Source organism: Nocardia sp. BMG51109 (genome assembly GCF_000526215.1).
In the GTDB taxonomy this organism is placed as follows: domain Bacteria; phylum Actinomycetota; class Actinomycetes; order Mycobacteriales; family Mycobacteriaceae; genus Nocardia.
Window position 1 is genome coordinate 1766108 of record NZ_JAFQ01000004.1, and the last position, 19518, is coordinate 1785625.

The 19518-nt window shown below is 69.1% G+C and carries 20 protein-coding genes and 1 tRNA gene; 10 read left to right on the forward strand and 11 right to left on the reverse strand.

The features are described 5' to 3' along the window. Positions 1-63: 63 nt before the first annotated feature. Together D892_RS0109315 and nth are read right to left on the reverse strand one after the other, a co-directional pair. Positions 64-708 (reverse strand): TlpA disulfide reductase family protein, encoded by a 645-nt coding sequence (locus tag D892_RS0109315; protein WP_036568494.1) that lies wholly within the window; start codon positions 706-708, stop codon positions 64-66. Between the two features lie 23 nt (positions 709-731). Then, positions 732-1568 carry an endonuclease III gene (gene nth / locus D892_RS0109320; protein WP_369801743.1) on the reverse strand — a complete coding sequence of 279 codons (837 nt, stop codon included), beginning with the start codon at positions 1566-1568 and terminating at the stop codon, positions 732-734. Positions 1569-1659: 91 nt separating this feature from the next. Here nth and D892_RS0109325 point away from each other — a divergent pair, with 91 nt between their 5' ends. After that, a complete protein-coding gene (locus tag D892_RS0109325; RefSeq protein ID WP_024800983.1) occupies positions 1660-1902 on the forward strand; it encodes a hypothetical protein in 243 nt (80 codons plus the stop codon). A 262-nt stretch (positions 1903-2164) separates the two neighbouring features. Then, entirely contained in the window at positions 2165-2839 is a 675-nt protein-coding gene (locus D892_RS0109330) for a Crp/Fnr family transcriptional regulator (RefSeq protein WP_011206875.1), read from the forward strand. A 166-nt stretch (positions 2840-3005) separates the two neighbouring features. On the opposite strand, the gene D892_RS0109335 is transcribed toward D892_RS0109330, so the two are convergent. The 3 genes from D892_RS0109335 to D892_RS46495 form a co-directional block, all read right to left on the reverse strand. Beyond that, a complete protein-coding gene (locus tag D892_RS0109335; protein WP_024800984.1) occupies positions 3006-3890 on the reverse strand; it encodes an MBL fold metallo-hydrolase in 885 nt (294 codons plus the stop codon). Between the two features lie 110 nt (positions 3891-4000). Then, positions 4001-4465, reverse strand: coding sequence for a RidA family protein (locus D892_RS0109340; protein WP_024800985.1), 465 nt, complete (start codon positions 4463-4465; stop codon positions 4001-4003). After that, on the reverse strand, positions 4465-4629 hold the full coding sequence (locus tag D892_RS46495) for a DUF4177 domain-containing protein (RefSeq protein WP_156959436.1): 165 nt from the start codon (positions 4627-4629) through the stop codon (positions 4465-4467). The genes D892_RS0109340 and D892_RS46495 overlap by 1 nt, the downstream gene beginning before the upstream one ends. Positions 4630-4819: 190 nt before the next feature. Between D892_RS46495 and D892_RS0109350 the strand changes: the two genes are divergently transcribed. Both D892_RS0109350 and D892_RS0109355 read left to right on the forward strand, forming a co-directional pair. Further along, the gene (locus D892_RS0109350; protein WP_024800986.1) at positions 4820-5839 is read left to right on the forward strand and encodes an ArsA-related P-loop ATPase; all 1020 of its coding nucleotides are present in this window, start codon (positions 4820-4822) and stop codon (positions 5837-5839) included. Beyond that, on the forward strand, positions 5839-7005 hold the full coding sequence (locus tag D892_RS0109355; RefSeq protein WP_024800987.1) for an ArsA family ATPase: 1167 nt from the start codon (positions 5839-5841) through the stop codon (positions 7003-7005). The genes D892_RS0109350 and D892_RS0109355 overlap by 1 nt, the downstream gene beginning before the upstream one ends. Before the next feature lie 123 nt (positions 7006-7128). On the opposite strand, the gene D892_RS0109360 is transcribed toward D892_RS0109355, so the two are convergent. After that, the gene (locus D892_RS0109360) at positions 7129-7452 is read right to left on the reverse strand and encodes a WhiB family transcriptional regulator (protein WP_024800988.1); all 324 of its coding nucleotides are present in this window, start codon (positions 7450-7452) and stop codon (positions 7129-7131) included. A gap of 488 nt (positions 7453-7940) precedes the next feature. Between D892_RS0109360 and D892_RS0109365 the strand changes: the two genes are divergently transcribed. Further along, on the forward strand, positions 7941-10307 hold the full coding sequence (locus D892_RS0109365) for a transglycosylase domain-containing protein (protein WP_024800989.1): 2367 nt from the start codon (positions 7941-7943) through the stop codon (positions 10305-10307). A gap of 97 nt (positions 10308-10404) precedes the next feature. Here D892_RS0109365 and D892_RS0109370 read toward each other — a convergent pair whose 3' ends face one another. Beyond that, a complete protein-coding gene (locus D892_RS0109370; RefSeq protein ID WP_024800990.1) occupies positions 10405-10869 on the reverse strand; it encodes a GatB/YqeY domain-containing protein in 465 nt (154 codons plus the stop codon). Between the two features lie 116 nt (positions 10870-10985). Here D892_RS0109370 and D892_RS0109375 point away from each other — a divergent pair, with 116 nt between their 5' ends. The 3 genes from D892_RS0109375 (at position 10986) to D892_RS0109385 (ending at position 13520) form a co-directional block, all read left to right on the forward strand. Further along, positions 10986-11948 (forward strand): metallophosphoesterase, encoded by a 963-nt coding sequence (locus D892_RS0109375; protein ID WP_024800991.1) that lies wholly within the window; start codon positions 10986-10988, stop codon positions 11946-11948. A 658-nt stretch (positions 11949-12606) separates the two neighbouring features. Next, complete coding sequence (locus D892_RS46500) at positions 12607-13392, forward strand: hypothetical protein (RefSeq protein WP_156959437.1); 786 nt, start codon at positions 12607-12609, stop codon at positions 13390-13392. A 54-nt stretch (positions 13393-13446) separates the two neighbouring features. Beyond that, positions 13447-13520, forward strand: a tRNA-Pro gene (locus D892_RS0109385). A gap of 772 nt (positions 13521-14292) precedes the next feature. On the opposite strand, the gene D892_RS0109390 is transcribed toward D892_RS0109385, so the two are convergent. After that, complete coding sequence (locus D892_RS0109390) at positions 14293-15891, reverse strand: succinic semialdehyde dehydrogenase (RefSeq protein ID WP_024800993.1); 1599 nt, start codon at positions 15889-15891, stop codon at positions 14293-14295. Between the two features lie 134 nt (positions 15892-16025). Between D892_RS0109390 and D892_RS0109395 the strand changes: the two genes are divergently transcribed. Together D892_RS0109395 and D892_RS0109400 are read left to right on the forward strand one after the other, a co-directional pair. Then, complete coding sequence (locus D892_RS0109395) at positions 16026-16844, forward strand: crotonase/enoyl-CoA hydratase family protein (protein ID WP_024800994.1); 819 nt, start codon at positions 16026-16028, stop codon at positions 16842-16844. A 126-nt stretch (positions 16845-16970) separates the two neighbouring features. After that, positions 16971-17456 carry a hypothetical protein gene (locus D892_RS0109400; RefSeq protein WP_024800995.1) on the forward strand — a complete coding sequence of 162 codons (486 nt, stop codon included), beginning with the start codon at positions 16971-16973 and terminating at the stop codon, positions 17454-17456. A gap of 57 nt (positions 17457-17513) precedes the next feature. On the opposite strand, the gene D892_RS40770 is transcribed toward D892_RS0109400, so the two are convergent. The 3 genes from D892_RS40770 to D892_RS0109415 all read right to left on the reverse strand — a co-directional run bounded on the left by D892_RS40770 (position 17514) and on the right by D892_RS0109415 (position 19471). Next, entirely contained in the window at positions 17514-17813 is a 300-nt protein-coding gene (locus D892_RS40770; RefSeq protein ID WP_024800996.1) for a LuxR C-terminal-related transcriptional regulator, read from the reverse strand. Positions 17814-17996: 183 nt separating this feature from the next. Further along, on the reverse strand, positions 17997-18764 hold the full coding sequence (locus D892_RS0109410; protein WP_024800997.1) for an SDR family oxidoreductase: 768 nt from the start codon (positions 18762-18764) through the stop codon (positions 17997-17999). Further along, positions 18761-19471 (reverse strand): acetoacetate decarboxylase family protein, encoded by a 711-nt coding sequence (locus D892_RS0109415; RefSeq protein WP_024800998.1) that lies wholly within the window; start codon positions 19469-19471, stop codon positions 18761-18763. The genes D892_RS0109410 and D892_RS0109415 overlap by 4 nt, the downstream gene beginning before the upstream one ends. Between the last annotated feature and the right edge of the window lie 47 nt (positions 19472-19518).

Genomic DNA, 19518 nt, shown 5'->3' on the forward strand with positions numbered 1-19518 from the left:
CGGCGTACGCGCCCGTCCACCGGCACTGATGATCTCCGCGGGAGACGACGGCCCCGCCCTGGCTCACGCCGCGACTCCCAGTTCGGCGGCGACCGTGGCGGCGATGTCGTCGGCGCTGTCGAACGGGCGGACAACGACTTTCGCGATCGAGCCGTCGGCGCGGACCAGTACGGACACCGGTAGCGCCGCGGGGGCGCCGACCGCGGTGCGCACCCGGCCGTCGCCGTCCTGGACGCCGGGCAGGCGCACCTCCAGATCGCGCAGGCGGGCCAGTGCCTTGCTCTCGTCGGGATCGCTGTGCGCGGTCAGCACGGTCACGGCGCCCGCGGCACGGGTGGCGTACTGCTGCAGTGCCGGTAGCTCCCGGGCACACGGTTCACACCAGTACGCCCACAGGTTCACCAGTGCGGGACGTCCCGCCAGAGCCTGACCCAGATCCAGCGGGCGGGCATCGGCGAGACATCCGACCGTGACCCCGGCCAGCGGGCCGGTCGCGCGGACAGGCGGTTGCTGCGGTGACTGCGCCGGGCACTCCGCCAGGGCGGCGGCGGCACGTTGCCCGTCGGAGGCGGCCGCGGGACCGCCCGCCACCGCCGTGGCGGTATACCTCCGAGCGCCGTCCTGTTCGCCACCGCGCGGCCAGAGCGCGACCGCCAGCGCGACGACGACGATCAGCGCCGCGAGCGTCCAGCGCCACGCCACCGGTATGGAACTCACCGGTCCACCAGATCTCACCGGCCCACCAGATCGAGCAGATGCTCGGCCTCCGGCCCCTTGACCAGGGCGGCGGCCGTCGCCGGATCGGTGGGCCCGGCGCCGAAGGACGGGCAGTCCTTGGCCAGCAGGCAGGCACCGCAGGCCGGCTTGCGGGCGTGGCAGACGCGGCGGCCGTGGAAGATCACCCGGTGCGAGAGCATGGTCCAATCCTTGCGCTCGATCAGCTCGCCGATGGCGTGCTCGATCTTGACCGGATCGTCCTCCGTGGTCCACCGCCAGCGCTGCACGAGCCGGCTGAAATGTGTGTCGACGGTGATGCCGGGGACGTCGAACGCATTGCCCAGGATGACGTTCGCGGTCTTGCGGCCGATTCCCGGCAGCCGCACCAACTCGTCCAGCGTATTCGGCAGGACGCCGTCGAACCGCTCCGTCAACGCCTGGCCCAGGCCGATCAGGGCCGTGGTCTTGTTGCGGTAGAAGCCCGTGGGGCGGATGTACTCCTCGAGCTCCGTACGGTCGGCCTCCGCGTAGGCGCGGGCATCCGGGTAGCGGGCGAACAACGCCGGGGTGGTCAGATTCACCCGGACATCGGTGCACTGCGCGGAGAGAATTGTCGCAACCGCGAGTTCCAGCGGCGTCGTGAAATCCAGCTCGCAGTGTGCGTCCGGGAAGGCCAGCGCCAGCGTCCGATTCATCCGGCGGGCGCGGCGCACCAGCCCCAGCCGGGTTTCCCCGGCGAACTTACGGGCCTGCGCACCACCATTTTTCCGGCCTCGGACCGGCTTGCCGTCGGCGGCCGCGACATCCGGAGCACCGGCGGATGCGGGCACTGTGGATCGGGGTTCACGCACGGACCCACCATACGGAACACCACCGACGGGAGCGCGCCCGTGCGGATACGCCGTGTTCCATCTGAGACCTATTCCGTGTTTACTCACGGATATGCAAGGACTCGCCGTGGTGCTCTTCCCGGTACTGCTGATGTTGTTCGCGCTGTTCATGGAACGCGTCGAAGATCGGCTCCGCAAACTGCTCGAACCTGAGGAAGAAGTCCGGCAATACCTGGACCGCGCCAGCAATGCCGAGGTCAACGAGCTGGCGAAACTCGGCGTACCACCCACCGCGGCCCATCCCGGCCGACGGCGCGCTCGTGGCGACGAACTGGATGTCGCCCAGGCCAGCTGACCCCGCCCGACGCCGTCGCACCGGATTCACGCGGACGGCCCCGGGAACCAAATCGGCATCGCGGGCGTTTCACAGACCGTTCGTTACGTGGTGTCTGTCACTGCGCTGCCCGGACGCAAAGTAGACTGCACTGTCGGCCGGATCGCTTCGGTCCAGGACAGACAGCGACAGCGCTGGGCTCGGAGGCGGCAGCGTGCGTGACAAACGCACAGACCAGCTGTCGCCCCAGGACAGCACTGCCAATCCCAAAAGGAGCACATTCGTGGACGAGGCCCTCGCCAGAGCAGGCATCTTCCAAGGCGTCGAGCCCACCGCGGTCGCGGCTCTCGCCAAACAGCTTCAACCCGTGGATTTCCCGCGCGGCCACGTCATCTTCAACGAGGGCGAACCCGGCGACCGGCTGTACATCATCACATCGGGCAAGGTGAAGATCGGGCGCCGGTCCCCCGACGGCCGGGAGAATCTGCTGACCATCATGGGCCCGTCGGACATGTTCGGTGAGCTGTCGATCTTCGATCCGGGGCCGCGCACCTCCACGGCCACCACGGTCACCGAGGTCCGCGCCGTCACCATGGACCGCGACGCGCTCAAGTCGTGGATCGATCAGCGCCCGGAGATCGCCGAGCAGTTACTGCGGGTGCTCGCGCGCCGCCTGCGCCGCACCAACAACAACCTGGCCGACCTGATCTTCACCGACGTTCCCGGCCGGGTCGCCAAGGCGCTGCTGCAGCTGGCCCAGCGCTTCGGCACGCAGGAGGCGGGCGCGCTGCGGGTGACCCACGACCTGACCCAGGAGGAGATCGCCCAGCTGGTCGGCGCCTCCCGCGAGACCGTGAACAAGGCGCTCGCCGACTTCGCGCACCGCGGCTGGCTGCGGCTCGAGGGCAAGAGCGTGCTGATCTCCGACTCCGAACGGCTGGCCCGCCGGGCGCGGTAGACCTTCCCGGTCGTTCCGGCACAGGGCCTGACCGTCGTACCGGCGCAGGGTCCCACCGTCATTTCGGCATGCTTTCGGCCGGAATCGCTGTGGATCACGGCCGAAAGCATGCCGGGACGACGATCGAGGGAATGCCGGGGTGACGTGCGACGGACCGCCGGACAGGTCAGTTCTGTTCGCCCCGCAGATACGCCAGCTGCGCCTTGACGGAGCTGCGTGCTGCCGGCCACAGGCGCTTGTCGACGTCGGCGTAGACCTTGGCGACCACCTGGAGGGGCTTGGCGTTCGGGCCGAGTTCGACCAGCGCCTGCCGCACCTGGTCCAGCCGCTCCTGCCGGTGCCGGATGTAGTGGCGGAGCACCGGCTCGGCCGCCTCGTGATCCGGGCCGTGCGCGGGCAGCAGCCGTCGGCCGGGCGCGGCCTCGGCCAGCCGGTCCAGCGATGCCAGGTAGTCGCCGAGGGCTCCGTCGCGCGATTCCAGCACCGTGGTGCCGCTGCCGAGGACGGTGTCGCCGGTCAATACCGCGGCGTCCGATGCGGTTCCCTCCGGGACCCGAGCCGCCGCCTCCGGGTCCGCCGGGTCGAGCAGGAACGAGACCGAATCCGTGGTGTGCCCGGGGGTGGCCAGCACGGTCAGCCGCAGCCCGGCGGCCTCGATCACCTCACCGTCGGCCAGTGGCGTCTCGGAACCCCGCAGGTACCGGGAGTCGTGTGCCCGCACCGATGTCCCGGTCAGCTTCACCAATCGGTCGATACCGCCGGTGTGATCGTGGTGATGGTGGGTGATCAGCGTCAGGGCGATATCGCCGCCGGTCTCCCGGGCGATCGCCTCGCTGTGCGCGCGATCCTGCGGCCCCGGATCGATCACGAGGCAGTCGGATCGGCCCGGGGCGCGCAGGATCCAGGTGTTGGTGCCCTGCAGGGTCATCTTGTTCGGGTTGTTCGCCAGCAGCACCGAGGCGGTCGTCGTCACCGGGCGCAGCTGTCCGTACGCGGGATGGGTGAGGGGCTCCCCCGCCTCTCCGCGATTTTTCGCCGGTCGTGAGTCCATGGAAAGTTCCTCCCGGGCTGGCGGTCGTGTGCCTGGCCAAGTTCTGGTGCGTACCCGACGAGGTACCCATGTTCTTACGAAACCAGTTGGAACGTATGTTATTTCACATTTCAGCCCGTAATTTCGGCGATCAACTCCACCTCGACCGGGGTGTTCTTCGGTAGTTCGAAGACGCCGACGGCGGAGCGCGCATGCACCCCGGCCTCGCCGAACACCTCGCCGAGCAGATGCGAGGCGCCGTTGATCACCAGCGGCTGATCGTTGAATCCGGGCGCGGAGGCGACGAAGCCCACCACCTTGACCATCCGCACCACCGCGTCCAGTCCGACCAGGTCGTGCACGGCGGCAAGCGCGTTCAGCGCGCACCACTTCGCCGCCTCCTGCCCCTGTTCGAGGCTCACCTCGGCGCCGACCTTGCCGGATACCGACAGCTCACCGCCGATGAACGGCAGCTGGCCGGAGGTGTAGACCAGCGAGCCGGTGCGCAGCGCCGGGATGTAGGCGCCCGCCGGGGTGGCCACGGCGGGCAGCTCGAGGCCGAGCCGCTCCAGGTTCTGCCGCCACGGCTGGACCATCAGCTCTTCACCCGCTTCAGATAGGCGACGTGCTGTTCACCGGTCGGACCGGGCAGCACCGTGACCAGTTCCCAGCCGTCGGCACCCCACTGGTCCAGGATCTGCTTGGTCGCATGCGTCAGCAGCGGCACGGTCGCGTATTCCCACGCGGTCACATCACTCATGCCGCCGAGCGTAGCCGTAGCCGATCACGCCGCCGCGTCGGTCCGGACCGAGCCCGGACTCGGCACGCACGGGCCGCACACGCGCCGCGCCGCACGCAAGTCCCGAGTGGTGTACCAGACAGTCCGAGGATCCCGTGGCCGCATTCTCACATCGGGCTATAGGCTCGCGAACGTGGGATTACCGACAGCAGTGCCCGTTTCGGCAGAGCCGGGGTTGAAACTGGGTTGGCCGGAACGTGCCACCGAGGCCCGGCTGCACTACGTCTCCGGCAAGGGCGGGACCGGGAAGTCCACCGTCGCCGGGGCGCTGGCGCTGGCACTCGCTGCGGGTGGGCGCCGGGTGCTGCTGGTGGAGGTGGAGGGCCGGCAGTCGATCGCGCAACTGTTCGACCTGCCGCCGCTGCCGCCCACCGAGACCAAGATCGCGACCGCCGACGGCGGCGGCGAGGTGATGGCGCTGGCCCTCGATATCGAGCACGCCTTCCTCGAATATCTCGACATGTTCTACAACCTCGGCTTCGCCGGCCGCGCGATGCGCCGGATGGGTGCCGTCGAGTTCGTCACCACGATCGCGCCGGGCCTGCGCGACGTGATACTGACCGGCAAGATCAAGGAGTGCGCCGTGCGCAGCGACCGGTCGGGCCGGCCGGTCTACGACGAGGTCGTCATCGATGCGCCCCCGACCGGGCGAATCGCCAGCTTCCTGGATGTCACCAAGGCGATGGCGGAGGTGGCCAAGGGCGGGCCGATCGCCACGCAGGCCGAGGGCGTCGCCAAGCTGCTGCACTCCGATCAGACCGTGGTGCACCTGGTCACGCTGCTGGAGGCGCTGCCCGTGCAGGAGACGGCCGATGCGATCGCGGAGCTGACCGAGGCGGATTTCCGCGTCGGCACCGTGATCGTCAACCGCGCCACCGAAAGCCACCTACCCCCGGCCGTGCGCGCCCGGGCGGCGACCGGCGACATCGATGCCGAGGCGCTGCGCACCGGCCTCGCCGAGGCGGGAATCACCCTGTCCGATGCCGACTTCCAGGGACTGCTGCGCGAGACGGTGGAGCATTCCACGACGCTGCAGGCGCAGGACGACAGCTCGTCCGAACTGGCCAGGCTCGATCTGTGTCGGCTGTACCTGCCCGCCCTGCCCGACGGGATGGACCTGGGCGGGCTGTACGAACTGGCCGAACATCTGAGCGCACAGGGAGTCCGGTGATGAATCTGCCGAAGACGGTCACGCCGCTGGACATCTCCCGCATCATCGAGGACCGCACCGCGCGCGTGGTGGTGTGCTGCGGCTCGGGCGGCGTCGGCAAGACCACCACCGCCGCGGCGATCGCGCTGCGCGCGGCCGAACGGGGCCGCAAGGTCGCGGTGCTGACCATCGACCCGGCCCGCCGGCTCGCGCAGTCGCTGGGCGTGAACGATCTGGGGAACGTCCCGCAGCGGGTCGACCTCGGCCCCGAGGTGACCGGCGAGCTGTACGCGATGATGCTGAACATGCGCCGCACCTTCGACGAGATGGTGCTCGAGCACACCGGCCCGGAGAAGGCCGAGCAGATCTTCGGCAACCCCTTCTATCAGACGGTCGCCTCCTCGTTCGGCGGCACGCAGGAATATATGGCGATGGAGAAACTCGGCCAGCTCGCGAGCGAGCGGACGTGGGATCTGATCGTGGTGGACACCCCGCCGTCGCGCAACGCCCTGGACTTCCTCGACGCGCCCAAGCGCCTCGGAAACTTCCTCAACGGCAGGATGATCCGGGTGATCATGGCGCCGGGCCGCGGCGTCGGCCGATTCGTCACCGGTGCGATGAGCCTGGCCGTGCGCGGCGTGTCCACCGTGGTCGGCGGTCAGATGCTCAAGGACGCGTCGCTGTTCCTGCAGTCGCTGGAGTCGATGTTCGGCGGGTTCCAGGACCGCGCCAACCGGACCTACGAGATGCTGTCCCGGCCCGGCACCCACTTTCTCGTGGTCGCCGCCGCCGAACCGGATGCGCTGCGGGAGGCCTCGTTCTTCGTCGACCGGCTGTCCACCGATCGCATGCCGCTGGCCGGGCTGGTCCTCAACCGCACCCACCCGGTGCTGTGCTCGATGTCGGCCGAACAGGCCCTGGCCGGTGCCGATCGCCTGGGCACCGCCGAATCCGCCGAAACCGATCGGGACGACCACGATCCGGCCGCGCTCGCCGCGGACGTCCTGCGCGTCCACGCCCATCGCGCGATTACCGCCAAGCGGGAGCGGCACCTGCTGCACCGGTTCACCGGCGCGCACCCGCGCGTGCCGATCGTCGCCGTCACCGCGTTGCCCTACGAGGTCTCCGATCTGGAGGCGCTGCGTGCCGTCGGTGATCAGCTCACCGAACCGGGCCCTGCTGCCTGACAACCGAGCCGCCCGACAACCGGGCCGCCCCACACCCGAGTCACCCGAACACCAACCGGGCGACCGGGGGCAGAAACGGTCCGAGCCCGCACTCGCGGGCTCGGACCGTTGCCGTGGCAGGGACTACATCGCCACTTTCTGCTGCCGCTGGGCGCGGAAGAACTCCGCCCAGGACGTCACCTCCGGATGCTGTTTGAGCAGCGCACGACGCTGCCGTTCGGTCATTCCACCCCACACCCCGAACTCCACTCGATTGTCCAGGGCGTCGGCACCGCACTCCATCAGCACGGGGCAGTGCCGGCAGATCGTCGCCGCCTTGCGCTGAGCTGCGCCGCGCACGAACAACTGGTCGGGATCCACTTCCTTGCATCGGGCCTGGGAAACCCAGGCGATCCTCGCTTCGGCCTGCTCCACGTCCAATCGAGCGATGGGGGTAGTCATGTGCATTTGGTGTGCCCCTTTGCAGTCCGAACACCGGGTCAACGGCGCTCCAGAATCGCGTGCAGTGCGCAACAACCCAACCCCGCTGCGTCCTGCACCACATTCCACTTTGAGTGTTAGCTCTATCACACTGGGTTCTCAATCTAGGTAAAGGTATGGCGACTGCGCAAGACCGTCCCCAGATTTTTTGGTACGCCCGTCCATGCAAATGCGACCGAGAACCGGGCAGTCGGAAGGAATCGGGCGACACGCCCGGTCCCTCGGCCCGACGCGCCGAGTGGTCCCCGTAAACCCCTAGCGACACGCGAGATCGCCAGTCGATCGAAACAACCGAAATCAATGCCGCGCCGGGCCCGGCACGGCACTGTTCTCAGGGTCGCGCGTACGCGCGGAAGTGGCAAGCGGCGATCCCGGACAACCGAGTCGCCGGGCCGCCGCACCCGGCGGGGCGAAGCCGAGCCGAGCGACGCGGCGACAACAATTAGGCTGGGTCCGTGCCGATCTCACAAACGCTCGCGAGGCTCCTCGGTGCGTGTGTCCTGGCGGCGGTGCTCATCGCCGGGCTGCTGTTCCCGGTTGCCGGTGGCTTCGGGTACATGTCCAACCGGGCCGCCGACGCCGTCGACAACGTCTCCGCCGAGCTGGTGGAGGGTAATGCCCCCGCGGTGTCGACCATGGTGGACGCCGCCGGGAACCCCATCGCCTGGCTGTACGAACAGCGACGCTTCGAGGTGCCCAGCGACAGGATCTCCAACGACATGAAGTTGGCGATAGTGTCCATCGAGGACCGCCGATTCGCCGAGCATCGCGGTGTCGACTGGCAGGGCACCATACGTGCCTTCCTCACCAACACCTCCAGCGGCGAGGTGCAGCAGGGTGCCTCCACCCTGGACCAGCAGTACATCAAGAACTTCCAGCTGCTGGTGGTCGCCAAGACCGACGCCGAACGCCGGGCCGCGATCGAGACCACCCCCGCGCGCAAGTTGCGTGAGATCCGCATGGCGCTGACGCTCGAGAAGCAGCTGACCAAGGACGAGATCCTGTCCCGGTACCTGAACATCGTGCCGTTCGGCAACGGCGCCTACGGGATTCAGGATGCCGCCCAGACCTATTTCGGCATCGACGCCAAGGATCTGAACGCCGCGCAGTCGGCGATGCTGGCCGGCATGGTGCAGAGCTCGTCGAAGCTCAACCCCTACACCAATCCGCAGCTGGTGACGGACCGCCGCAACGTCGTGCTGGACACTCTGATCCAGAACATCCCCAGCCGCGCCGAGGAGTTCCGCGCCGCCAAGACCCAGCCGCTCGGGGTGCTGCCGGAGCCGAAGGGCCTGCCGCGCGGATGTATAGCGGCCGGCGATCGCGGCTTCTTCTGCGACTACGCGCTGCAGTACCTGGCCAACTCCGGCATCAGCAAGGAGCAGATCGACAAGGGCGGCTACACGATCCGCACCACCCTCGATCCGTCCCTGCAGGATTCGCTGAAGAACGCGGTATCCAACGTGACCAAGCCGGACCTCGACGATATAGCCGAGGTCTCCAGCGTCATAGGAACCGGACAGGACGCGCATCCGGTGCGGGCGATGGCCTCCAGCCGCAACTACGGGCTCAGTTCCGAGGGGCACGAAACGGTGCAGCCGCAGCCGTATTCGATGGTCGGCGACGGCGCGGGCTCGATCTTCAAGCTCTTCACCACCGCCGCGGCCATGGAGAAGGGCCTCGGTATCAACGCCCAGCTGGACGTGCCGTCGTTCTTCTCCGCCAAGGGCATGGGCTACAGCAGCACACCCGGCTGCCCGCCCGACGCGTACTGCGTGAAGAACAGCGGCAACTACCGGTCGCCGATGTCGGTCACCGAGGCGCTGGCGCAGTCGCCGAACACCGCGTTCGTCAAGCTCATCCAGGATGTCGGTGTCACCCCGACCGTCGATATGGCCGTCCGGTTGGGCATGCGCACCTATGCGGCGCCCGGCAGCTCGGGCCACGGCAACCAGAGCCTCGCCGACATGGTCAAACAGGGGAACCTCGGCTCGTTCACCCTGGGCCCGTTCGCGATAAATCCGCTGGAATTGTCCAATGTCGCCGCGACGCTGGGGTCGGGTGGCAAGTGGTGCCCGCCCTCGCCGATCCAGGAGGTCGTCGACCGCGACGGCAAGCAGGTGCCGCTGAACCAGCCCTCGTGCGAACAGGTCGTCGAGCCCGGGCTGGCGAATACGCTGGCCAACGCGATGGGCCAGGACCACATCAACGGCACCGCGGCCGGTTCGGCCCGCGCCGCCGGATGGACCGTGCCGATGTCGGGCAAGACCGGCACCACCGAGGCGCACCGGTCCTCTGCTTTCCTCGGTTTCACCAACTCGCTGGCCGGGTCGGCCTACATCTACGGCGACTCGCCCACGCCGGGCGAGATCTGCTCGTTCCCGCTGCGCAGCTGCGGTGACGGCAATCTGTTCGGCGGTAACGAACCGGCCCGCAGCTGGTTCGAGGGCGTCAGGCCGGCGCTGGACCACTACCCGCCGGCGACCTTGCCGCCGGAGGACGACAAGTACGTCCGGGGCGCCAACAACTCGCAGATCCCCGACGTCACCGGGATGACCGAATCCGAGGCCCGCGCAGCCCTGATCGGCGCGGGCTTCCAGGCGACGATGGTGACCGTGCCGGGCTCCCCGGCGAAGGGCACCGTCATCAACACGACGCCGAACGGCTCGGCGATCCCCGGTTCGGTGATCACGGTCAACATCAGCGACGGAACGCAGCGGGAGGCACCGGCGCCCGGACCCGCACCGGTGCCCAACCTGCCCGGGCTACCGGCGCCACCGCGACTGCCTCCGATCCCGATACCGATCCCGATCCCGCGCTGAGCCGATGAGGCTGAGCCGATGAGATCGCGAGGGCCCGCTACCCCTGCCGGGTAGCGGGCCCTCCGGCGTTCCGGCACCAGGCCGCCGCGGCGAACGCCTAGAGCCGCGCCTTCACGGCGGCCGAGATGCGCGAACCGTCGGCGCGACCGGCGGCCAGGCCCGAGGCGATCTTCATGACCCGGCCCATCTGCTTCATGCCCGGTCGTTCGCCGAGTTCCTGGGCGACCTCGGCGATCGCGGTATCGGCGAGATCGGCCACCTCCGCGTCGGTCAGCTGGGTGGGCAGGTACTCGTCGATGATCTCCTCCTCGGCCCGCTCGTTGGCGGCGAGCTCGCCCCGGCCGGCCTGCTCGTAGACGACGGCGGCCTCGTTGCGCTTCTTCGCCTCCTTGCCGAGCACGGCGAGCACGTCGGCGTCGGTGAGTTCGCGGGCCTGCGCGCCGGCCACCTCGGCGGTCTGGATGGCGGCCAGCAGCATCCGCAGCGTGTTGGTGCGCAGCGCGTCCTTGCCCTTCATCGCGGCGGTGAGGTCGGCGCGCAGCTTCGATTTGAGTTCCGGCATGCGCCAACGGTAACGGCTGGACAGCGGTGCTCCCACAGCATTGACGCCACGCCCGAACGTGTCCCTGTGCGGAATCACACTCGGTGTGACTTGCACCGGTCGCCTATTCTGAGCGAATGCCCGTCTTCTCGTCCCCCGCACTCCGACGAGCCGCGCTGGGTACCGCCGCAGCGGGCGCCGCCGGGATCGGATACGCCTCGCTGGTCGAACGCAATGCCTTCGTGTTGCGCGAGGCGACGCTACCGGTCCTGCAACCGGGTTCGGCGAGCCTACGGGTGCTACACATCAGCGACCTGCACATGACCCCGGGCCAGCGGCTCAAGCAGACGTGGGTGCGCGAGCTGGCCCGGCTGGAACCCGATCTGGTGGTCAACACCGGCGACAATCTGGCGCATCCTCGCGCCGTGCCCTCGGTCGTGCAGTCGCTGTCGGAGCTGCTGTCGCGGCCCGGCATCTTCGTATTCGGCAGTAACGACTACTTCGCCCCCGTTCCGAAGAACCCGCTGAAGTACTTCGACAAGAACCACAAGCGGGTGCACGGCGCGCCGCTGCCCTGGCAGGATCTGCGCGCGGCGTTCACCGAGCGCGGCTGGCTGGATCTGACGCACGTGCGCCGCGATCTCGAGGTGGGCGGTATCAAGATCTCCACCGCCGGCGTCGACGACCCGCACCTGAAGCGGGACCGCTACGAGACGGTGTCCGGCAGCCCCAATCCGCTGGCGGAGTTGAGCATCGGCCTGACCCATTCGCCCGAGCCCCGCGTGCTGGACCGGTTCGCCACCGACGGCTACGACCTGGTACTGGCCGGGCACACCCACGGCGGTCAGCTGTGCCTGCCGTTCGTCGGCGCGCTGGTCACCAACTGCGGGATCGACCGTTCCCGGGTGAAGGGCGCCTCCCGGTGGGGCGCGCACACCCGGTTGCACGTCTCCGCCGGTCTCGGCACCTCGCCGTGGGCCCCGTACCGATTCTGCTGCCGCCCCGAGGCGACGCTGCTCACCCTGATCGCCGCGCCACCCGAACGCCCGGTTGCCGACAGCGGCCACGGGGTATCGGAATCGGAGGCGGTCGCGCGCTAGGGTAGCGCCGACGTGGAACGGCAGGCAGGGGCGAGGATTGACCGGGTTCGAGCAAGGACCGTGGAATCCGGCCTCGACGGGCGGATCCGGCCCCGATGTTCCCGCGGGGCGGTCCGGCGGCTCGCGACCCGACACCGGGCGGCCCCCGAGCGAGGCGGGTACCGAGGATCCGGCCCATCGAGAATGGGCTCGGCCGGGATTGCAGGCACGGCCGAACGATGAATTGACGAATCTCGGCGCCGCACCCGCGCCCGGCGACGATTCGGTGGCAGCGCGGTCCGATGCGGCACAGCTGAGCTTCGGATCGGTCGAGGGCCTCGGCGCGCACGGACCCGATCCCGCTGCGGCGCACGGCAGTCCGCCGCTCTCGGCGGCCGTGGCCGCGGCCTCCGGTGCGACGCAGCCGACGGATCCGGCACCGATCGAGTCGCACCCGGCACCGGCGCCGAATTATGGTTCCCCGCACCGTATTCCGCCGTGGCAGTCGGCGGCGCCACCGAACTCCGGTGTGCGATACCCACCCGCGGCGTCGGGGTCGAACTGGGCCGCGGCGCCTCCCGGGCCGGGCTCATACCCGGGGCCGGGGAATGCTGCGCCGCAACCGAATTCACCTCGATGGCCCAATGGTCCGCAGCATCCGCCGACGTCGAGTTTCCAGGTGCCGCCGTTCGCCACCGGCAGGCCACCGGGCCCCGGCCACAACCGCACCGCGTGGATCGTCGCCGGGGTCGCGACGGTGGCCGTGCTGACCCTCGGCGTGGCCGTCGCGATGATCGTATCCGGCCGCAATACCCCGAGCCCGAGCGCGCAGACCGCTCCGCCGTCCATGGTCAGCGCGCTCACCAGTGGCAAGGGCACGCCGCAGAGTTCCGCCCCGGCCACGGCGCCGCCGAGCGCGGCCGGGCTCGCCCCGGTGGTCCCGGGCTATCGGCCGGTGCCGATCCCGGAACGCGGAGCGGCCTACGACGTGCCCCCGGAATGGCAGATCAATCCCGTCGGCACGGCCGTGTGGGGAAATCCGCCCGACACCGTGGAGGTCGCGGGGCTGGCGCAGGACGGTAAAGACTACTGCCCCAGTTACATTCGCACCAACGCGTTCCTGACGATGTCGCCACAGGCCGACCCGGCCGCGGCCGCCGCCGATGTCGGGGCGCGGATGGCCAAGGTGGGCTGGTCGGCCGCCGCCGGCGCCACCCCGGGCCGGGCCGAGTCGCTCGAATCGCTGGACGGGCAGTTGCGCGGCGTCTTCGTGGAGACCACGGGCAGCGCACCGCCGCCCGTGCCCGGCTGCGCCACCACCTTCTCCGTCTTCGCCTTCGCGTTCCCGAGCGAAAACGGCAACTTCGTCATGACGATCGCCGCCGATACCGGGGTCGCCAGGGCCATCGACAGGTCGGCCGCCAAACAGATCCTGGCCAGCATCCGGCCGCTGCCGGACCGGTGACCAGCCGATTTAACGTCGAAGCCGACCCTGCTGTAAGCTACGACAGGTTCGCCACGGGGTGTGGCGCAGCTTGGTAGCGCGCCTCGTTCGGGACGAGGAGGTCGTGGGTTCGAATCCCGCCACCCCGACTCGTGTGTGGAGACACGACAGGGCCCCTGATCAGCAATGCTGGTCGGGGGCCTTACTCGTTCCACAGCCGACAGCCCCGCCGCGGTGGACGAAGTCGGTGCCGACGCGGATCGGGCGGCAGTCGGGCGGCAAAGCGCTCCAGCTTCGATCCAGCGGCTCGAAGTCGCTGCCCAACGGCAACCCTTCGCCAGCCGGGGCGCATGGTCCCACCGGCGAACAAGCCGCGGAAACAAGCCCGCGGATTCCGACTGCTGCACAGTGCCTTCTGAATAGGATCCACAGGACGATCGACGGATCATGGCCGGGCAAGGTCGCCAGGACACAACGGACTCGCTCGAGGCTCGGCCACCGCATCTCCGCCCGTGCGGCTCCACGAAGTGCCGGCGCCTGAACGGTGGAAATGCAATGGCAATGAGCACACGAAGGCTGCTGGGCATAGTCCCGGACGCCCAGGGGCGAACCGGCACGCCGCGGAAACGGCTGTCCGGGAAAAGTTCCGGCTCCTGCTGCTCGCGGCCGTCATCGTCTGCGCCGCGATCATCGTGGCCGTCGCCGTCGCACTGTCGAGCGAGCACGCGGTGAGTGGCGGTGCGGCCCACCCTCGCTCAGCTCACCCTGCCGGCACCGACTGCCGACAGTCACCTGTCCACTGCGTCCCTGGACACCCTCGATCGGGATGCAGTAGCACGAACCGGAGGCGGCGCCGATCCGGACGCGACTCGGAATCGCCCGGACCGGCGCCGCACGTCGGTGACCGAAAGGGGTTGCGGCTCAGCGGATCCGCAACTTGCGCATCAACCGCAGCGAGATCAGGGTGCTCTTCAGCTGCTTGGGGTAGGGCATGTTCGCGCGGGCCGACAGCACCTGCTTCTTCTGCACGCCGACATGGATGGTGTCGGTGTACTTGAGCAGGCCGTCGTCGCCGTGGCGGGTGCCGACCCCGGATTGCTTGATCCCGCCGGACGGGGTGGCCTTGGCGGAGAAGCTGGCGACGAAGCCGTCGTTGATGTTGATATTGCCGGCCTCCAGCCGCTGCGCGAGCCGCTCGGCGCGGGCCAGGTTGCGGCTCCACACGCTGGCGTTCAGGCCGTAGGTGGTGGCATTCGCCTGCCGGATCGCCTCCTGCTCGTCGGTGAACTTGTAGATCGTCACGACCGGCCCGAAGGTCTCCTCGGTGGCATGGGCCATCTCGGCGGTGACGCCGGTCAGCACGGTCGGCTCGTAGAACGCGGGGCCCAGATCCGGCCGCGCCTTCCCGCCGGTCAGCACGGTCGCACCCTTGGCCTCGGCGTCCTCCACATGCCCGGCGACGCGCGCCAGGTGGTCGGTCGACACCAGCGAACCGAACTCCGGTTCGTAGTCGTAGCTCGCACCGGCCTTGGCACCCAGATCCTCCGAGGCGGCGACGAACCGGCGGACGAACTCGTCGTGCAGCCGCTCGTGCACGTAGATCCGCTCGATGTGCATGCACGCCTGGCCCGAGTTGCCGTAGACGGAGAAGACGGTGCTCGGGACGACCTCGTCGAGATCGGCGTCGTCCAGCACGATCATCGGATTCTTGCCGCCCAGCTCCAGGCTGCAACCGATCAGGTGACGGCCGGCCAGCTCGCCGATGGTGCGGCCGGTCGCGGTGGATCCGGTGAACATCACGTAGTCGGAGTTCTCGATCAGGCTCGGACCGACGTCCGGGCCGGCGCCGCAGACCACCTGCACCAGCCCGTCCGGCAGCCCGGCCCGGCGCAGCAGCTCGACGCCGTACAGCGTGCACAGCGCGGTCTTGTTGTCCGGCTTGAGCACCACGCCGTTGCCCGCGATGAGGGCCGGCGCCGAATCCGACATCGAGACGGCGAACGGGAAGTTCCAGGGGGCGATGACCGCGACGACGCCCTTGGGCCGGTGGTGCTCGGTCGAGGAGGCGATGATCGGCATCGCCCCGCCGCGCTTGACCGGCTTCAATATCCGCTTGGCGTGCTTGAGGTAGTGGCTGATGACCATCGGGGGATCGCACGATTCCTCGATCGACATGCGCCGGGTCTTGCCGGAGCCGATCTGGATCAGATCGGCGATGGTCTCCAGCTCGGACAGGATCAGCTCGTGCATCCGCTCGAACACCGCCAGCCGCCTCGCCAGCGGCCAGCTCGCCCATTCCCGCTGCGCGGCACGGGCCTTCGCGGCCGCGGCGGCCACGTCCTCGGGCGAGGACTGCGGCAGCTCGCCCACCACGGCGCCGGTGTAGACCTCGATCATCTCGTAGGGGTCGCGCTTGTCCCCGGCGGTGCCCGCGGTCACCATCGCGGTCAGCCGGTCGACGAACGTCTTCGTGATCCGCGGCGGCAACGTGGTCGCGCCGCTGTGCGTGATTGTCTCCATCGGAACTCCCTAACTTGCCGCCTCGTGACGGCGGTCACCACGCTCCAAACTAGAACACGTTATTGTTTGGGACAACGTTGCGGGGTAACTTCGACCGCACCACGCAGGTAATGCCAGGAGAAAGAGGGTCGGCGATGACGGCAGCCACGGAAACCGGGAGCAACACGGAACCGCACGCACTGATCGAGCGGCGCGGTCACACGCTCGTCGTCACCATGAACCGCCCGACGGTCCGCAACGCGCTGTCCGGCGAGATGCTGGAGCTGATGGTGCAGGCGTGGGACACCGTCGACAACGACCCGGAGATCCGCTCCTGCGTGCTGACCGGCGCGGGCGGCGCGTTCTGCGCGGGCGCCGACCTGAAGGCGATGTCCAAGCAGTCTCCCGGCGACAACATGAGCGAGGGCGGCAAGTTCGACCCCAGCTATCTGCCCGGACTGCTCAAGGGCCGCCGCCTGACCAAGCCGCTGATCGCCGCCGTCGAGGGCGCGGCCATCGCCGGTGGCACCGAGATCCTGCAGGGTACCGATATCCGCGTGGCCGGCGAGAGCGCGAAATTCGGTGTGTCCGAGGCGCGCTGGAGCCTGTTCCCGATGGGCGGATCGGCCGTCCGGCTGCCCCGGCAGATCCCGTACACCCTCGCCGCCGAGATCCTGCTGACCGGCCGTCACGTCACCGCCGCCGAGGCCAGGGAGATCGGCCTGATCGGCCACGTCGTCCCCGACGGGACCGCCCTGGACAAGGCGCTGGAGCTGGCCGAACTGATCAATGCCAACGGGCCGGTGGCGGTGCGGGCCATCCTGCAGACGATTCGCGACACCGAGGGCATGCACGAGGAGGAGGCGTTCGAGATCGACGCCAAGCTCGGGTTGCAGGTCTTCCGCAGCGAGGACGCCAAGGAGGGCCCCCGGGCGTTCGCCGAGAAGCGCAAGCCGCAGTTCAAGGGCCGCTGACGAATACCCGTCCGGACATCGGGAAGCCCTGCGCCCCGGTGTCGTTCGGACAGCGGATATCGGGCCGGCGCGGCCGCTGGAACCATTCTTCCCAGGGGATGGTCTACCGATCTCCGTGGAGGAAAAATGCCGAAGACCCTGGGAATGCGGAAGACCCGCCGGTACGCCGCCGCCCTCGCCGCGCTGGCGACGGCCACGCTGGGCGCGACGGCCGGCGCGGTCGCGGCGCCCGGTTCCGGTAGCTCGGGCAGCAGCGGGTTCGATACCGGAAGTTTCGGCGACGGATTCGGATCCGCGGTCCCGCGCTCGCAACAGTGCAACGCGTCGACCGAATCCGGCGGTGCGGGAGTCACCGATACGGTGCACGAACTGGGCAGGAGCGGCCCGGCCTCGTTCGTCCTGAGCTACGAGACCGAGAGCATCCCGGATCTGATCCAGGTGTTCTACGGGGGTGCGCAGGTCTACAGCACCGGCTATATCGGCGACAACATCAACGAGGGCACAGGTTCGGCGGTCGTCACGCTGCCGGCCGGGGGCGCGACCTCGGTGCTTGTCCGCGTCACCGGGCCGAGCGATACCGAGTGGAGTTACGTGGTGCGTTGTCCGGCGTGATTCCGGCTCCGGAAATGCCCGGCGGCCGGCGGCGAGATCTCGTCGCCGGCCTCGCCGTCACAGTTGTTCCAGCGAGATGTACCCATCCTGTAAGGCCCGGGCCAGCAGGGCGGCCTTGGTGGGCGCGGCGCGGCCGACGGCCTGATACTTGCCACGAATTCGCGCCAGGTGGGTGTTGACCGTTCCCGGCGAGATGTAGAGCTGTCGGCACACGGCGGTCTTGGAGTCGCTCCGGATCCACGCGAGCATGACCTCGATCTCCCGGGAGCTCAGGGCCGGCGGCGGTGGAGTGGCGAATTCCGGGTGACCCGGCGCGGGCGCCTGTCGAGACGCGGGAGAAGGTATCGAGACGAGCACAGCCGGACCCTTTCGTCTGCCAGCAAGTTGCCCGACCCAGGTCAAGTATCGCAGGCGGGCGAACTTTCAGCGATGCCGAATCAGACCTGTTCCCTGGCTATTTCGTAGATATCGGCCGAAATTCGGCAGTCACCGGCAAGATATTGCCGACCGTGCCCTCCAGGTGCGGGCGGACCGGCACGGCTATCCGGTCGGCTTGACCATCTTGGCGACCTGCTTGCGGAGCAGGTTGGGCATGAAGCGGCGGGCCAGGACGAGCGGGCGGGCCGGGCCGGGGAAGACGAACAGCGGGGCCTTCGGGTCGGCGACGGCCTTCTCCATCGCGTCCACCACCTTCTCGGGCGCGACGCCGTTGGTGCCGCCCAGAACGCCCGGGTCGGCGGCCCGGACGCCGTCCAGGAACGGGGTCTCCACGTGCGGCGGGCAGAGCGCGATCAGCCGCACGCCCGTGCCCTGCAGTTCCAGCGAGAGCGCCTCGGCGTAGCAGACGACCGCGAACTTCGAGGCCGAATAGGCGGCCAGCCCCGGGGACGGCAGCCAGCCCGCCACCGAGGCGAACAGCACCACCATCCCCGCGCCGGCGTCGCGCATGGCCGGAACGATGGTCTGGCAGATGTTGACGGTGCCGATGTAGTTGATGTCCATGATCCGGCGCAGCTCGGAAACGTCCTGGGACAGCGTCGAACCCACGCGGCACAGCCCGGCGGCGTGCACCAGGTGCTCGATCGGGCCGAGGTCGGCGCGCACCTTCTCGACGACCGCCTCGACCGCCTCGCGATCGGAGACGTCGCAGGTGTAGGTGGTGGTATTCGGTGAGCGCCGGGCGGTTTCGGCCAGCCCGGTCTCGTTCACGTCCACCGCGGCGACCCGGTAGCCCGCCGCGGCCAACCGCTGGGCGACCATGCGGCCCATGCCGCTGGCGGCTCCGGTCACCAGTGCTGTCTTGTTCATCGTGCCTCCTGCACAGGGATTTCCGTCGCCTCCTGGAAGGTCATGCGCAACGACCCGAAACTGCTGGTGAACAACGCGCGCGCGGGCAGGCCGAGGGCGCGCATCTCGTCGGCGATCGGATGGTCGCCGAGTTCGATGCGGCTGCCGCCCGGCCGCATTCGGACGTTCGCGGGATGCATCACCCACGGCGTGCCGCGCAGCACGCCGTCGCGATGGGTGTAGGTCTGCATCGAGCCGCCGACCGGCCCGGCGGGTGCGGGCACGCCACCGGGCACGTCCAGCGCCACCACGAGGCGGCCGTCCAGCCGGACCTCGCACCGGCGGCCGCGCCCGTGCGGCTCGATCCGGATGTCGGCGATCTCCTTGGGAAATCCCCACAGCTCACGCCCGACCGCGCAGGTGAAGGTCTGATTCACCGGCAGCCAGCGGATATAGGCGCCCGCACTCCCGCGCCGGCCCGGCAGCTGCGCCAGCGGGGCGAACGCGAATTCGTGATACGGGCCGAGGTCGGTGTCGAGATGCCGGACGAAGGCCAGCGCGCACAGAGCGCGCCCCGCGATCCGCACCGGTTCCAGCCCCGTGCCCGACAACAGTTCGCGCACCGCCACCGGGTCCACCGGAAACACGCTCGAGCAAGCCTGCGCCTCACGCACCTCGACCGGGACCTCGATCTTCTCACCGAGTATCGAGTACACCTGCGCCCTCACCTTTCAATTAGAACACGTTCTAGTATGGCAGCGTAGCGCGGCATCGT